This is a genomic window from Polaribacter sp. IC066 (assembly GCF_007997085.1).
Classification (GTDB): Bacteria; Bacteroidota; Bacteroidia; order Flavobacteriales; family Flavobacteriaceae; genus Polaribacter.
On the sequence record NZ_VORR01000022.1, the window covers coordinates 34585 to 50111 of the forward strand.

A 15527-nucleotide genomic window follows, 5' to 3' on the forward strand; every position below is an offset into this window, starting at 1 on the left:
TACATATTTAAAATAGCTGTTTTTCATCAATTTTATTTTATAATGGATACTTTTATATGCTTAATTTCATTGCTTCTATCAAACATTTTTTCGCTTGTTACCGTATCTAACATTAATGTATTAAATAGTGTGTTTGAGCCATCCTTAAAAAATACCTCTACTTTTTCTTCTGCAGCAATATTATAAATGATTGGCACTTGGCAATATGTGTAACATAGCTGGCCTTTATCTATATTTAAATATTGTTTCTCGTTAGTAAGATCGATATACTCAAATACTTTTGACTCTTTTAAAAATTCTGAAGATCTTAACAAACGCGGTCTAAAAACAACTTTACCCGCTTCTACAAAAACACCTAACTCACCAAGTCTGCTTAACAAATCTTCTTTTACTTGCCCTGTCATTCCTGGTTGCTGTGCTCCTTTTGTAGCGGGTGTATGAGAATATGCATCTGTAGGAAAAGCACCGTATAATTCTGGCGATTTATGTAAACCAACACCTGCATATATCTCGTAATAATGGTCTAAAAGTTTACCAATAACCACTTCACTTTCGTCTGCATTTATAGCTAATAAGCAATTTTCTTGCACTGCCAATAGCAGTTTAGAAACCATGTGCCAATAAATAGAGCCTAAACCTTCATAACCGAAGAAAGTTCCTGAACGCCCTGTAAAAGATTTATGATCAAAAATTTCTTCGAAGATTACTAAAACAGCATCTGATTCTTTTGCTACTAAAGACTGATACTCCTCTTTAAGAGATTGCAAAGCCGCTTGTACACTTTTAGCATTGTTAAAGTTACCATTAAAATGGTACTGTCCTAAAATATCTTTTTCTACAATACTTCTATTTCCTTCTTTTACTAATTTTTGTAATAATTCAGAATTTTCAACTTTTTCTGAAGGGATATTATTTTTATCGGTAAATCTTGGTAAATTTTTATTCGGATATAAAATATAACTATATTGATCGGGTCTAAACAAAGCAGAAGCTTTTAAACCATCTAATAAATCTAGTGCTTGTTGAGACGTTAAATAACCAGAGCTTAATACAGATACTTGCCCTTCTAACATTTCTGACAAGTAAGAAATAGAAACTTCTTCCTTATTCTCAATCGTCATTAAATTGTATGCATGATACATATTATCAGAACGTTTGTTTGCTCTAATACTATGATCTAAATAATTTTTAGTGATGGCAAAAAAGTGTAGTAATGATGATTTTGTAACCGCAGTTTTATGTGTCGAAAATCCGTTTTGATAAATAAACGCTCTATACTCACTTGCAGGATTTCCTAAACCGTCTAAAACAGTTTTTCTATCTTTATCGGATACTTTTTTAGATAAAATAGTGGCATTTGCATCTAATATTTTTAAGATTTTGCTGAACAAAGAAGCAACTTCATCAGAAATTTCGATGTCGTTTATATCAGAATTTTCTACAATATCTTCAAAGAAATTAATAAAACGTCTTAAATAATACAACGTTACCATAGATACTCCGTTTCCTACCAAAGCATTGTTCGCATCGTTCCATTCTGGTCTTTGTGTGTTTAACCAAATGCCGCCTTCAGGAATAAAGTTCGCTACTTTTGCCAAAACGGTTACTAATAATTTCTCAATAAGATTTACTTTATAAACCTTGTCGTTTTTATCCATTAATAAAGAACCATCAGCACCCATTTTTTCTCTTCTTTCGTCAATTTTTGAATTTAATTGATGATCAAAATCGATGGTGTCTTTTGGATTCTTTAAAATTTCTTCGTAAGATTTTATTTTATAAGGCACATTTGCGTACACAAAAATATCATCATTAAATAATGCTGCTAATTTAGACGGATAATGCTTTTCTATAAACTCTAAAAACTTTAATAAATAAATAATCTGGTGATCTCCCCAATAACCGATGTAAGACCAAGGGTCATGTTCTTCTATAATTTCCCAATCAAACCCGTCTTTTGTTACTCTGTAAGGATTATAACCTTCAAAGGTTGTTGCATTCAAAAACTTATGAATCATACTCTCAATAAATTGAGGATACGAATGTGCTAGCGTTTCCCAGTTCTGAAAAATATCTCTCCAGTTCCCTTCATAATCTAATATTTTAGAACCATCAACCTCGCTTTTTGTATTGATAGAAAACTTGTTCCAAGGTCTACTCGGGTCTCCGTGTCTTCTACTAAATTTTAAAGGTAAATATTCTAAACACAATCTTTTAAAGTCTTTATCTGCATCTTTATCAGCTAAATCTTTGATAAACTCTAATGTAAATTGGTTCGGTAAATTTTGCAAAGAGCCTTTCATCTTTACAAATAAGTCTTTATTTGCTTTTGATAAATAGGTGATAAAATCTTCTTTACCAATTGCATAATTATCATCAAAAATACCACCTCTCATAATATTGAAAAGTGTATTTGAAAAATGTCTGGTGTTTACTAATTCATCATTTGATAACTGTAAACCGTCTGAAGATGCCACTAAATTGATTAATTTTTTAGTTCCCTTTTCTATACTTTTATGCAAGGTATCTTCTAAATGATCCTTCTTTTTAATCAATTCTGATATTCTTGTCACATCAGAGACTGTTTGATTTACATCGGCAACCTGAATCCAAGTTTTTTCTTGATGAGAAGGCACATTTATAATTGCCTTTACAAAATATGCTCCTTTTTCTGCTTTTATATCTACTTCTTGGATTACTTCAATACCTCTTCTAAAATTATTTAATTGCAAAGAAGAGAGCAAATAAGTAGGATTTTCGAGCCCTAGAGACCAAACTAAATTTGCTTTTAAAGCTTCACTTGGTTCTGCTTTATCAACTATAATTGCACTTAATGCATAAATTCCTAAACCAGAATCTGCTTCTAGTTCACATTTTTTATAAGCATCAACCAAATTACTTCTTATGCCTTGTATGTCTGAACCTACGCCATATGGTAACAAATTTTGCAATCCGTCTACCATAGAAATCACCAATTCTTCATCAGAATTATTAACTAGAGTAGCTTTTCTAACAAAACCAAACTCGTCACTAGAACTCCATTGGTATTTAAAGGTAATGTTTAGATCTTCATTTATTTCTTCAAAAACAATTTTATTGCCGAAAATGTTCTTATACAAATTTCTTTTGATGCTGTAAAGGCCTGCTTGTCTTTCTGAAAAAGGCTCCCACAAATGGTTTTTACCATTTTGTTGAATTCTAAAAATTGATTTACAACCCGTGGTTTCTGCTAATTCCGTTATTTTATCGTCTGTGTAATAAGGAAAAATAGCAAATTCAGCATTCTTTCTTCCCGCTGTCAATCCGCCATTACTAGAAATAAACATCCAATGATTTGAATCTGATACAATACTCATAAAAAATGGACGCATTGCATGGCTATTTGAAATTTTGTAATACGATTCATTTTGATAATTTACTAACTCACCAGTAATCTCTTTATTACCTTTAGAGGCTAAATTGTCTTTAATAGAAACAGTTTTACTCATATACTTTATCTTAAATTTATTTATTTTATTTTCGATCTATTTTATAAAATTTATGCCGCCTTTCATCGATTCATTTCTATTTAAAATAAAACAACAACGATTGCGGTTTTCTAAATTTATAAACTATTTTTTATTGAAGAATTAAGTTTGATACTTTGAAGTAAATCTTAAACAAAAATTTTAAGCGAAAATATTTTTTTATACTACAACATCAGTAATTAAAATTACCGATATTCTATTCTATATTGATCTTTTATTGATACACCTTTACATAATCTACCAACATTGTTTGCGGGAATACAGTTTCATCATTCGGCGCACCAACAAAGGTACCACCAACGGCTAAATTTAAAATGATATAAAATTGATTATCATTAAAAACCCACTCTGCACCTTCTGGCAAATCTGCAGGCGTAATTTGATTATACAAAACATCATCTACATAATAATTAATATAATTTTCTCCCCATTCTATACCAAATATATGAAAATCGGTATCAAAACGATCATTTTCTAATTCATAACTTTTTGTAATAGCATCTCCTGCAGAATAACCCGGTCCATGAATACTGCCGTGTGTTATTGTTGGTTCTTGACCTCTACCTTCCATAATATCGATTTCACCAATTTGTGGCCAAATAACAGTTCCGTTAGCATCGTCTCCTAACAACCAAAACGCAGGCCATAAACCTTTACCCCAAGGCAATTTAATTCTCGCCTCATAACGACCGTATGTATTTTGATAAATTCCTTTCGTTAATAATTTTGCTGATGAATACGTAGAACCCATATAAGACTCTTTTAAAGCTGTAATATGCAGCATCCCGTCTTTTACCTGAATGTTTTCAGGACGATCTGAATAATATTGCAATTCGTTATTACCCCAACCATTTTGACCTGTACCAATATCATAGGTCCATTTACTTGAATCTAGAGCACCATCTGTGTTAAACTCATCTGCCCAAACTAAATTCTCTAAAGTTGTGACGGTTTGGGTTTCATTAGTATCACAACTGTAAATGCCAAAAAGTGCAACTACTGCAAAATACTTACTTAACGATTTAAATTTATTTTTGAAATTCATCTTTCAATGTTTTAAAGTTTTAGAATATTATTTATAAAAATAGATGTTGTCTAAAATAAAATCAGGACCACCAACTAAAATAATAGCACCTAAATTATTTTTTTGATTTCTTATATTTCCTGTTAATGGAATATCAAAAGAAGTCCATTCACCTGCTCTTAATCTAGAAGCATTAAATCTAAGGTCTCTATCATCAACTATCGGGTTACCACCTCCGTCGGATTCAATCATTTGATTAGCACCAACATCTCTAATTTGAAAACCAACAGATGATCCCTCAATTAAAGTAAATACATCTACATGAAACATTGTAAATGTTGAGGCATTTATTGTTGAATTAAAAAGAATACCTGTAAAGTTATTACTAGTGTAAGATTGTAAATTATCTCCATTAGTTGTTGTTAAACTTGATTGAGTTGTTGATCCTCCAAATCCTGGGTTAAAATTACTTTCAGTAGCATTTATGTATGCATCACTAAAAATTGAAAGCACATTATTACTGTCTTGTGCTGGAACTGGTGATTTTGGAAAATCTCCTAAAGAATTAATAGTTAATGATCCTTGAGTATCTACACCGTTTAATGCGCCAGTTATAATAGCAGAACCTTGACTTATAACTGTTATTAAACCTTTTGAATCTACGGTGGCTACCGATGTATCCGAACTATTAAACGTAAAGTAACTAGCAGCAACATTTGTTGTTACATCTTCACCGCTACCTACATTGAGTGTTTGCGTTAAACCGGTTGTTGCTATTCTACTTCCGTTAAAAGTTGTTGTTGAATTTTCTGTTCCATTAAAGATTAAAGGACGCGGTTGTGCTATATTTCCTAGTTTCTCATATCTTAATTCATCTATCCAAAAAGTGTTTACAACATTATCGGTTGCACTTCTAGCACCTTCTGCATACCAGAATAAACCTGTTTCTGCAGTCAATGGTGTAGCATCTGGAATTGGAATTATATACTTTCTCCATTGCGTTGTAATTGGCATATTGTTTCTAGTAACTTGATACTTGTTATTATTATCACCATTTATACCAAAGCCTATCTCATTAATATCACCTGGTGTTAAAGATTTTGCCCAAAAAGTAAGGGCATCATAACCAGATATATTTCTTGGAGAACTTACAGGGAAGTTTGCACCACCATAACCAATGCCAAATGCAGGTATATCGAATCTCATTGAAGATGATCCTAAATATTTAACATCTGTATCTACACTAAAAGCCTCTTGAAAAGAATCTCCAAAAGGCTGATACTCTAGACCCCCAGTAAAACCGTCAATAAAAACTTCTGGACTTGTATCAAAAGTAGCTACCTGCGCATCATCAGAAAGTTCTCTTTCACAACTTGTTATTAGTATAAAAATCAATCCTAATAAAAAGGTTGTTTTCGGATTCATAAATTTCATTTTTTTCATTTTTTCATTTTTTTATATTATTCCTATATGCTTACATACATCATAATAATGATTACTCATAAAAATAAATATTATCTAAATAGATATTTCTCAATGATGAAAAATTAATATTTTCAAAGATAATTTGCCCTATGTTGGTTCTATTTGTTGCATTTAAAGGGAACTCAATAGTAAGCCATGTATTCGCAACAATCTTTGCTGATTTTCTGACAAATAATTGTTGTCTAGTATCATCACCACCGCCACCAACTTGGTCAGGTCCAAAATCTAAAATCGTAACTAAAAAGTCGAAATTTGCCGGCACCTCTCCAGGTATATACAGATTAAAATGTAAATTAGACTTTTCGGTTATGTCTACTGTTGGATTAGAAAATTGAATACCCACAAAGTTAAAATTAGTGTAATTTAAAATATGATCTCCATTAATATTGAAATCAGCAGACAACGTAGTTTGATAAGGTTGCCAATATCCATTGAAAAAATCTACAGGCGTATTGGTGTAATGATCACTAAAAATAGAAGTTACCTTGTTAGTATCCCTTACCGGTGTTGGCGGTAATACAAAAATACCACCTGATTTTATGGTTAATGAACCCGCCGCTTCTAAACCCCCTAAACTTGCCGTGATCACGGCTGTTCCTTGAGAAATAACAGTTACCAAACCAAACACATCTACAGTGGCTACAGCAGCATCTGAAGAAGAAAAATCAAAATAATTAGGAGCTACAGTTATTGTTTGATTGACCCCAGAAGCTAAATTAAAAGTTTGTACTAAATCTGCAACTTTTACATTTACCCCAATAAAAGAAGCTGTAATAATATCTTTACCATTTTGAATAGCTGGCCTTGGTTGTGCAATGGTTCCTAATTTTTCATATTTTAATTCATCTATCCAAAAAGAATAACCATCTCCGTCTTCTGGTCCTTCTGCAAACCACATCATACCGCTTTCTTTCGTAAGCTTCGATGCCATTGGAATAGGAATAATATATTTTACCCAATTCGTAGTCAATAAAAGCCCTTGTTTGCTTACTTGGAATTTATTTTCACCAAAATCTTGACCAAACCCAATATCATTAATAGTTGCCGTTTTTGTTGATTTTGCCCAAAAAGTAAGCGCATCATAACCCGATAAATTTCTTCCTCCGTTATCATCTCTAAAAATTGCACCCGCATACGCCCCTTCTGGGTCGCCAAAATTTGGCACATCAAAACGCATAGAAGCTGCTCCTTGATATTTAGTTTCTGTATCCACAGAAAAAGCAGTGAATTTAGAATCTGCGAAAGGATAATATTCTAATCCTCCGCTAAAACCATCTAAAAACACTTCTGCCGATGCAGAAAAAGTAGCAACTGTTGCGTCTTCCGAAATTTCTCTTTCGCAACTGATTATGGCTATCATCAACATTGCTAAAAATGTGATTTTTTTGAATTGGTTTGCTGTTGTTTTCATTAAAGGCAAATTTCTATTTTCCAATATTGATATGAATATATGTTCTAATTTCCCATTCAGAGCCGTTTGCGAAACCTACCGGACTTAAGGCGGGTTGTGTAGCAAATGCACTGGCAGTTTGCGTTGGTGTATATCTTGGAGAGAATTCATTTAAAGATCTCCAAGTACCTCTAAGACCAATTTTAGTATCTGGTAAAACATACCAATCTGGTTTGCCAACAGATGTTGATACATCTAACATTAATTGCGCCGGATATGTTAAGTTAAAATCTCTATGATAATCAAAAGGGCCCCAATCATTAAATTTGGCCATTCCGGTAACTTTCATTTTATTGTAAATCATTCTAACATCGCCACCAAATCGTTTAATTAATCTTTCGTCGCTACCTCTTGCTTGTCCAGTACCATAGTAGAAATTAGCAATTAAACCTAAATCTGGATTCACTTTTGAAACCATTCTAGAATTTACTTCCCATAAATCTTCTGCAGGCGCAGAATTTGGAAATGCAAATGAAGTACGGTTTGCCAAGAAACCTATCCAAGCATCTTGGGTTGTAGGTAAATGACGAAATACAAAACCTAAATTCATTGCAAACTTTGCATCTTCTGCTTTGTCATTATCCCACTCATACATAAAAGTTCCTGGTGTTGGATCGAAAGTTAGTAAAAGTTCTCCCGCCGTTGTTTCTCTATTTCCTCTAACTGCAAAAGGATCATCGACAATATTTCTTAATCTTCCAGGAGCACCAACATCATTAGGAATTGCACCTACCAAAGGTTTTTGCCATAAAAAATTTGGCGCTATTTGAAAATTGCCTGTATTGTATGTAAAACCAGTTAAAAAATTCGTTTGATTTCCGCTACCAGAATCTTTTAATTGCCATCCTGTAAAAGTCATTGTTTGATCAAATCCTCCGTTGGCCACTAACCCCATCACTGCAGATTGTGCGTACCAATTAAAAGTTCCGTTTTGATACGTAACCTTCATTTTACCACCCCAATTATCAGTCGCTTTTATTTCATCGTTATAAACGGTATAGTTTCCAGCCGATCCTGTAACATCTTGATACGCTCTGCCAATTAAAGGCTGACCACCCCATATTGCACCTGCTTGTATACCAAAGCGCTCTCCTTTTCTTTCTATAGCCAACGTTACCCTTCTTGTTTTTGGCATCGGAATAAACCCTGATGTTTGCGCATCTGTGTTTTTAGCTATATCTTCATGAAACATTCCTGTAAAAGTATAATGCCCAAGTTCTTTTCTGTATTTTAACAAAATAGCAGGGTTTGCTCCCCACCATAATTGCGGACCAAATGCAGCTTTTAATCCTTTTAAAGCTCCTTTACCGTCTACCTCAACACCCATAATTTCTCCATTATAAATATCAAGATTAGGACCATAATTTGCTTCTGGATATAAACCGAAAAAATCGCCTTCATCACCCCAATGGTAATGGCCTACTCTGTAAAAACCTCTTACATCGGCGTTTTTAGCATTCCACTCAAAAGAAGCATTGTACACCCGTAACCTATTATTATCTGTTAAAATAATGTCTCCATTATCTGAACCAACTGTTATAGGTCTCCCTACATTTTCATAAAAAATATCATCTATTGGGTTTCCGGCAATATTTCCTAAAATATTAAAGTTTACCTCTGCTTTCATATTTGGCGAAGCTTGACCTTGAACACCTATATAATAGGACGCCATATGATCGAAACCTGTTCTGTCTGGGAACGTTTGACCCGTTGGATCATTTAAAGATTCTGTTGTTAAAAGTGAACCCCCTGTATTAAAAGTGGTAAATTCTGCTCTTAAACTACTCAAACTAACTTTCTCATTTCCTCCAATAGCTGCTTTGTCTCCTCTAGCTCTTAACACAGCATCCATTAAATTAATTTTAGAGAAGTGATCATTTACAAATTCTGCATTTATACCTTCACCATAAGGATTTAAACTGTGTGCTTGCTTTAGTGCGTAATAAGCAGCTCTTGGATATAATGTGTATAATCCTCTTGAATTAGTTGGTCCTTTGGCACAAATACCAAACCATTCTTCATTCATATTATTTGCGCCGGGATAAGCGATATCTAACGCATATCCGCCGCCACTCCAAGTAGCTTCTGTTTGTTGTGAGTCTGCGTCTTTTCTATCATCAAAACCAGCTTTCCACCAGCCATCAGAAAATTGAAATGTAAAACCACCAATAGAGTTTTGTACTTTTCCTAAACCAGCAGCATTTGCATAAATCTCTTTCCAATTTTCTACCATGTAAAAAGCTTGCATTTTTTGATCTTCTTGGTTTTCAATAGCATTGTATGCATCCGCTCCAAACTCTGTAAACATAATTGGAATGTTTAACTTCTCTTTTACGACCTGAAACATGTCTCCAAAAGACTTTCCTCTATAAGTGTTTGTGCCGTAAATATCAATGTCTTTACATTCTTCTGCAATAATATCTATGAATAATACATCTCCATTACAAATGGCAACTGGGTGAGAGGAATCTATTCCCTTCATTATTTTAGCGGCCTCGTTCATTAATTTATACATAGGTCTCCCACGATTTTCACCTACAGCATCAATTTGTTCTTGACCTTCAGGAAAATCTTCAGTTTCTGCACCCGCCCAAAAAAGACCGTAATTATTTTCGTTTCCTAATAGATACATTAAAATACCTGGGGTATCTTTATATTGTTTTACTAAATCTGCTACCTCTTTTAAAAGAAATTTTTGAGTTCTTGCCTCTCCATATTTTGTTACTGGAGTCCAAACACCCTCTAAAGTTAATCCATAACGACCAAATGAATGATTTAACATGGTATAAATACCATAATTTTCATACATATAACGTATCCACTTTGCTGGCACTCCTGTATATTGTCTTACCGTATTCACACCCATATTTTGAAGTAAAGACATTTCTGAATCTAATGCTGCTTTGATAATATCGTCAGATTTTTTCCAAAAATTAGCATTTACAGTATTTGTACCAATCGGAATATAATCCCAGTTCATGCCATTTACCATAAAGGCTTTTCCGTTTACGGTAAGTTTCATTCCTTGCTCATTATTTACAACAGCAACTTTATCTGTCATTTGAGCAAATAAACTTGCCGTGCACAAGAAAAGTAAAAATCTTAAAAAAGTGTTTTTCATAATTTTCTTTTTAGTCTTAAAATTGTGCTTTCTAGGAAATAGCTTCGGAAAGCAAAATCAGTTAAATTAATTGAAATAATATATTTTCATAAAATTAGCGTATTTTTTTTATCAAATTGTTAAAATTTACCGCAACAAAAGGCATACATTATTAAATTCATTGAAATTTATTGAAAATAAAGGATTTACAAAAGAAAAAAAAACTTTAGTTGAGATGCTAAATAAGGTCATGTTGTGGTGTTGTATTGTAAAAAACAAATACAATATTGTGAAATTTAGATTATTATTTTAATTTTAAGCAGTAAGTAGTGCATAAAAATCGAGAAGTTTAAGATAAATAAAACACAATCCTTTGTGTTTTATTTAACACTTTATGAATCTCAAAACTTTTTTATGCCGATACTTTTATCCATAAAAAAAAGGTAAGCTATTAATAGCTTACCTTTTTTTTATCAATTAATATATAAGTTTTACTCTGATACGATAATAAACCACCAATCAAACTCTGGTGTACCGTCTGTAGTTCTTACAATCATTTCATTCGGTGTTTCTCTTTCAAAGATCTCGTATTGATGATTACCACCTGAATAGTACCCAATAAAAGCGTTACCTGATAAACTAATTATTTCTACTCCTCCAGGAGCAGTCAATGTATAGCTTTCGGTATAATCTGCAAAAGCATAATTTTCTATATCTGCTCCGTTTGCACTTCCGGCTGTATTAGGACCTAAATCATTTACAATATGAGGACTTCTTCCAAAAATATCACCATTTGTTACGTATGTAAACGTACCGTCTGAACTAAATACAAAACGATCATCATACATGCCTACACCTGCTTTTTCTTCTATACCTGCACTATACCATTCCGTTGGTGTTGACCCGCCTATTGGACCTAATCCAAAATGACCTGCTTTTACCGATTGAATTTTCCATGTTCTTGAAGTTACAGCATTTGGCGTTGCTGGATCATAACCATACAATTTAGAAATTAATGCTTCTGGTGGTGCATAGGTTGATAATACATCTACCTGAATTGACTTCGTAGACGAAACACCTGCAGTTCCGGCAGCAACAACAGTTATTGTGTATGAATTTAAGCCTAATGAACTAAAACTTATTGAAGTTTCTCCAGAAAGCGCAACCGTTTCTACACCGTCAAAAACATACTTATAAGAAATGGTGTTGTCTGCAGTTGCCTTAAAGTTTACCACTCCACTGCCATCTCCATTAGGATTTGCATCATCTGCACCCACGATTTCTGCAGTAATTTGAATATTTGATGGTGCTATTATTTCGCCGAACGTATAATCATTCTCTTGACAGCCTAAAAAAGCTAACACTGCTAAAAGAAACGTCGCTTTTAAATATTTTGCTATTTTCATTTTATTTGTTTTTTATATTTTATTAGTTCAACAATTAGTTTATTGACAACACAACATCATCAATATTAACCATCCCATTTTCTCCATTTAAATCAAATAGCACACGAGCATCTAAAGCTCCAAAATTTTCTGAAGATAAAATTAACGTATAAGTTGCTCTTACTGTTGTAATATCGACTGGTTTTGAATCATTAGAGAAATCTCCTCCGCTTAAACCAATTCCGCCAATTATAGCTCTATTGACATCTGACCAAGCATCAAAAGTTAATGTGTACGTATTTCCTTCAACAATTTCAAGTTTTTGACTCACATTTACAAGGTAAGGCTCACTTGGGTTTGCATTTGTTACGTTTCTAGAGTAGTATGTATTACCACCGTCTGTTACCACTGGTGCCGCACTAGTATCATCAACACCTACAAGCCAAGAAGCACTTCCGTTTTGGAAATCTCCGTTGGTTAATAAGTTATCTACCTTTAAATTTAACGAAACATTATCGATATTCACTAGCCCATTTTCTCCGTTTAAATCAAATAACACTCGAGCATCTGCAGCCCCAAAAGAACCTGAAGATAGTGTTAATGTATAGGTTGCTCTTACTGTTGTAATATCTACTGGTTTTGAATCATTAGAAAAATCGCCTCCACTTAAACCAATTCCACCAATAATAGCTCTATTTACATCTGACCAAGCATCAAAAGTTAACGTGTACGTATTTCCTGCAACTATTTCAAGTTTTTGGCTCACATTTACAAGGTAAGGCTCACTTGGGTTTGCATTTGTTACGTTCACGGAATAGTACGTATTACCCGCATTTGTTACTACTGGTGCAGCGCTATTATCATCAACACCTACAAGCCAAGAATCACTTCCGTTTTCGAAATCTCCGTTGGTTAATAATCCGTCGTTAAAATTTGAGATTACACTTACTTTATAGAAGTATAAATTATCGATAAAAACACTACCTGAACCAACAATTTTAAATTGTTTCAAATTCGTTACTGCTAAACCTTGATCTGTAAAATCTGACATCGGAATATCAAAACTATTCCATTGATTTGGTACTAATTCTTTGGTTACAAATTTTTCATCTGCTGCAGCAATACCATTTGGTAATGGAAAAATGTCTATCGTTGTAGCATCTGGCGTCCAAATATCAATATGAAGAAACTCCATTGCAGAAGCATCTACCTCTTCACCAATATCGATATCTTGATAATTTAGGTTGTTGTATTGCAACATCGCATCCCCATTTAAATCAAAAGCAGTAAATAGTGTTGTTTGACCCCGGTTTGGATAAAAATCTGTGTCAGCAATATCTGTGTAAGCATCGCTAAAAATAGAGATCACGTCATTTGCTTCTCTATTTGGTGGTGATGGTGCTGAAGAAATAGGCGCTAAAATTTCTGTTACTTCGAATTCTACTGCGAATTCTGTGGTTTCAATTGCACCACCTCTTGCTATTACTTTTACTGAATACGTTCCTGCAGTTTCATATTGATATGAAATAGTTGTACCAATATTACCAGATACAACAGGCTGTGTTACCCCAGTTTCACCTGAAACAAAATCAAACATAGCAGCAAAATCTGCGTTTGCAGTAATATTTACTTTCCTTGAGATTGCAGCATCATTTTCTATTACAGCAACCAAATTTTGAGGTGCTTGAAAAGAAACTACTAATTGTTGAATAGTCTCAACAATGTCTCCGCTTAAATTTAAAGCTTCTACTTTTACTTCATAAGTTCCTTCTGCGTAGATATGGTTTACACTTTCTCCTTGATTAATACTTGCTGGTTCTGCTGTTGCATCACCAAAATAAATATTAAAACTAACCGCACCACTAGCAGTTGGAGTTATAGTTACTGCACCTGTATTATCTTGTGTTATCTCGTAAAGAGCTGTTACATCTGTTGGCAATGCCATGTTGTCAGCAAAAGAGATATCTCTTAAATTATCTGTACACGCTGTTACGATTAGTAACAGCATGATAGAAATTTTATAAATATTTTTCATTTTTTTCATTATCATTATTTTTTAATAATTTGAATTTTGTGTCCAACGGTCTCCTGCCAACTGAATTTCTATTTCAGGAATCGGAAAAACTTCATGTTTACCTGCAACAAAACCAGTAATTGCTTGCGCTGCTTTGCCAGTTCTTACTAAATCAAAAAAGCGATGCCCTTCACCAACTAACTCTACTCTTCTTTCTTGAAAAATATTTTCTGTTAACGTTGCACCAGTAGCTGTAATATTATTTGAAGTATTACCAAAAGCTCTTGCTCTTACTCTGTTTAAATACTCTTGCGCTTTTGCGTCATTTGGCGCAGTACTTCTATTAAACGCTTCGGCTGCCATTAATAAAACATCTGCATACCGAATTGCTCTGTAGTTGTTAGGGTTTGTTAAGTTTCTGTCTCCTTGTGCATTTATAGCTCTAACTCTAGGAATGTATTTTCTATTAAAATAACCTGTATGCTCATAACCTACTCCAAAAGTTGCTCCTGTACTTGCAGCCCAAGCATCAATATCTAATATGGCAACATCTCTTCTTAAGTCTCCTGTTTGAAATGCATCATATACTTCTTGTACGGGTACATTAAAACTAAAACCTGAAGAAAAAATATCTCCTGCTGAACCTGGAGTTGCGGCATAATTTCTAATTCCACTAAAACCAACAGCAACATTACCCTCACTACATTGTAAACAGCCAAAGCCTGCTCCTTCTGCCTCTGAATATTGAACTTCAAAAACGGATTCTATATTATTTTCTCCTTCTGCTTCAAAAATAGTGCTATAATCTGTTACCAAACTATGAGGACCATTTAGAATAAGATTATCTAAAACAGTTGCAGCTTCTGCAAATTTATCCTGAAATAAATACGCTTTACCTAACAATGCTTGCGCTGCACCCTTGGTAACTCTGCCAGGTACGCTTTGGGTATACGGAAGATTAGCCGCAGCATATATTAAATCTGCCTCAATTTGTGCGTATACATCTGCTTTCGGAGCTCTATCGATTTCAAACTGTTCTCCAAAAAGAATTCTCTTGTCTACAATTAAAGGAACATCACCAAACCATTTTACTAACTCAAAATAATAATAAGCTCTTAAAAATCTAGTTTGAGCTAGTACTTGCTCTTTCCCTGCAAAGTCTATATTATCCTTAAATTCCATAATATAATTAGCCCTGTTTACGCCAGAAAACATCCAACCCCAAATATCTCTTAATTGAGCATTTAAAGGTGTGTGTATCATATCGTCTACTTCTTGAATACCAACTACATCGGTAGCACTCTCACCACCCGCTAATGTATTGTCTGATGCAATTTCACCTAACATTACATTTAAATAGGTAGATTGTAACAAGTCATAAGCACCAATAAGTGCATCTTGATAATCTTGCTCTGTTTTGAAAAAATCTTCAGAGTTTTTTGCATTTGATTTCACATCCACAAAATCATCACTACAAGAATAAATTCCTAGAGTAAGTATGAATAATGCTACTATTTTATTTATGTTTATTTTTTTCATTAT

The 15527-nt window shown here is 33.5% G+C and carries 8 protein-coding genes; all 8 read right to left on the reverse strand.

The window, feature by feature from the left end; genetic code table 11:
• Window positions 1–32: 32 nt before the first annotated feature.
• The 8 genes from ES044_RS09250 to ES044_RS09285 all read right to left on the reverse strand — a co-directional run bounded on the left by ES044_RS09250 (window position 33) and on the right by ES044_RS09285 (window position 15524).
• Window positions 33–3488: a hypothetical protein gene (locus tag ES044_RS09250; protein ID WP_147119175.1), complete on the reverse strand. Its 3456-nt coding sequence runs from the start codon at window positions 3486–3488 to the stop codon at window positions 33–35.
• A gap of 253 nt (window positions 3489–3741) precedes the next feature.
• A complete protein-coding gene (locus ES044_RS09255; protein ID WP_147119174.1) occupies window positions 3742–4572 on the reverse strand; it encodes a family 16 glycosylhydrolase in 831 nt (276 codons plus the stop codon).
• A gap of 27 nt (window positions 4573–4599) precedes the next feature.
• Window positions 4600–5994, reverse strand: a complete 1395-nt coding sequence (locus ES044_RS09260) for an Ig-like domain-containing protein (protein ID WP_147119173.1) — start codon at window positions 5992–5994, stop codon at window positions 4600–4602.
• A gap of 52 nt (window positions 5995–6046) precedes the next feature.
• Window positions 6047–7447, reverse strand: coding sequence for an Ig-like domain-containing protein (locus ES044_RS09265; RefSeq protein ID WP_223269178.1), 1401 nt, complete (start codon window positions 7445–7447; stop codon window positions 6047–6049).
• Window positions 7448–7460: 13 nt separating this feature from the next.
• Window positions 7461–10607, reverse strand: coding sequence for a glycoside hydrolase family 2 TIM barrel-domain containing protein (locus tag ES044_RS09270; RefSeq protein WP_147119172.1), 3147 nt, complete (start codon window positions 10605–10607; stop codon window positions 7461–7463).
• Between the two features lie 470 nt (window positions 10608–11077).
• Window positions 11078–11992 (reverse strand): glucan endo-1,3-beta-D-glucosidase, encoded by a 915-nt coding sequence (locus ES044_RS09275; RefSeq protein WP_147119171.1) that lies wholly within the window; start codon window positions 11990–11992, stop codon window positions 11078–11080.
• Window positions 11993–12026: 34 nt separating this feature from the next.
• Window positions 12027–14015 (reverse strand): carbohydrate binding domain-containing protein, encoded by a 1989-nt coding sequence (locus ES044_RS18880; protein ID WP_223269177.1) that lies wholly within the window; start codon window positions 14013–14015, stop codon window positions 12027–12029.
• Window positions 14016–14027: 12 nt separating this feature from the next.
• The gene (locus ES044_RS09285) at window positions 14028–15524 is read right to left on the reverse strand and encodes a RagB/SusD family nutrient uptake outer membrane protein (RefSeq protein ID WP_147119170.1); all 1497 of its coding nucleotides are present in this window, start codon (window positions 15522–15524) and stop codon (window positions 14028–14030) included.
• Between the last annotated feature and the right edge of the window lie 3 nt (window positions 15525–15527).

Coding starts and splice junctions, on each gene's coding strand:
- ES044_RS09250 (WP_147119175.1), bottom strand. CDS start 3,488: ATGAGTAAAACTGTTTCTATTAAAGACAATTTAGCCTCTAAAGGTAAT.
- ES044_RS09255 (WP_147119174.1), bottom strand. CDS start 4,572: ATGAATTTCAAAAATAAATTTAAATCGTTAAGTAAGTATTTTGCAGTA.
- ES044_RS09260 (WP_147119173.1), bottom strand. CDS start 5,994: ATGAAAAAAATGAAATTTATGAATCCGAAAACAACCTTTTTATTAGGA.
- ES044_RS09265 (WP_223269178.1), bottom strand. CDS start 7,447: ATGAAAACAACAGCAAACCAATTCAAAAAAATCACATTTTTAGCAATG.
- ES044_RS09270 (WP_147119172.1), bottom strand. CDS start 10,607: ATGAAAAACACTTTTTTAAGATTTTTACTTTTCTTGTGCACGGCAAGT.
- ES044_RS09275 (WP_147119171.1), bottom strand. CDS start 11,992: ATGAAAATAGCAAAATATTTAAAAGCGACGTTTCTTTTAGCAGTGTTA.
- ES044_RS18880 (WP_223269177.1), bottom strand. CDS start 14,015: ATGAAAAAAATGAAAAATATTTATAAAATTTCTATCATGCTGTTACTA.
- ES044_RS09285 (WP_147119170.1), bottom strand. CDS start 15,524: ATGAAAAAAATAAACATAAATAAAATAGTAGCATTATTCATACTTACT.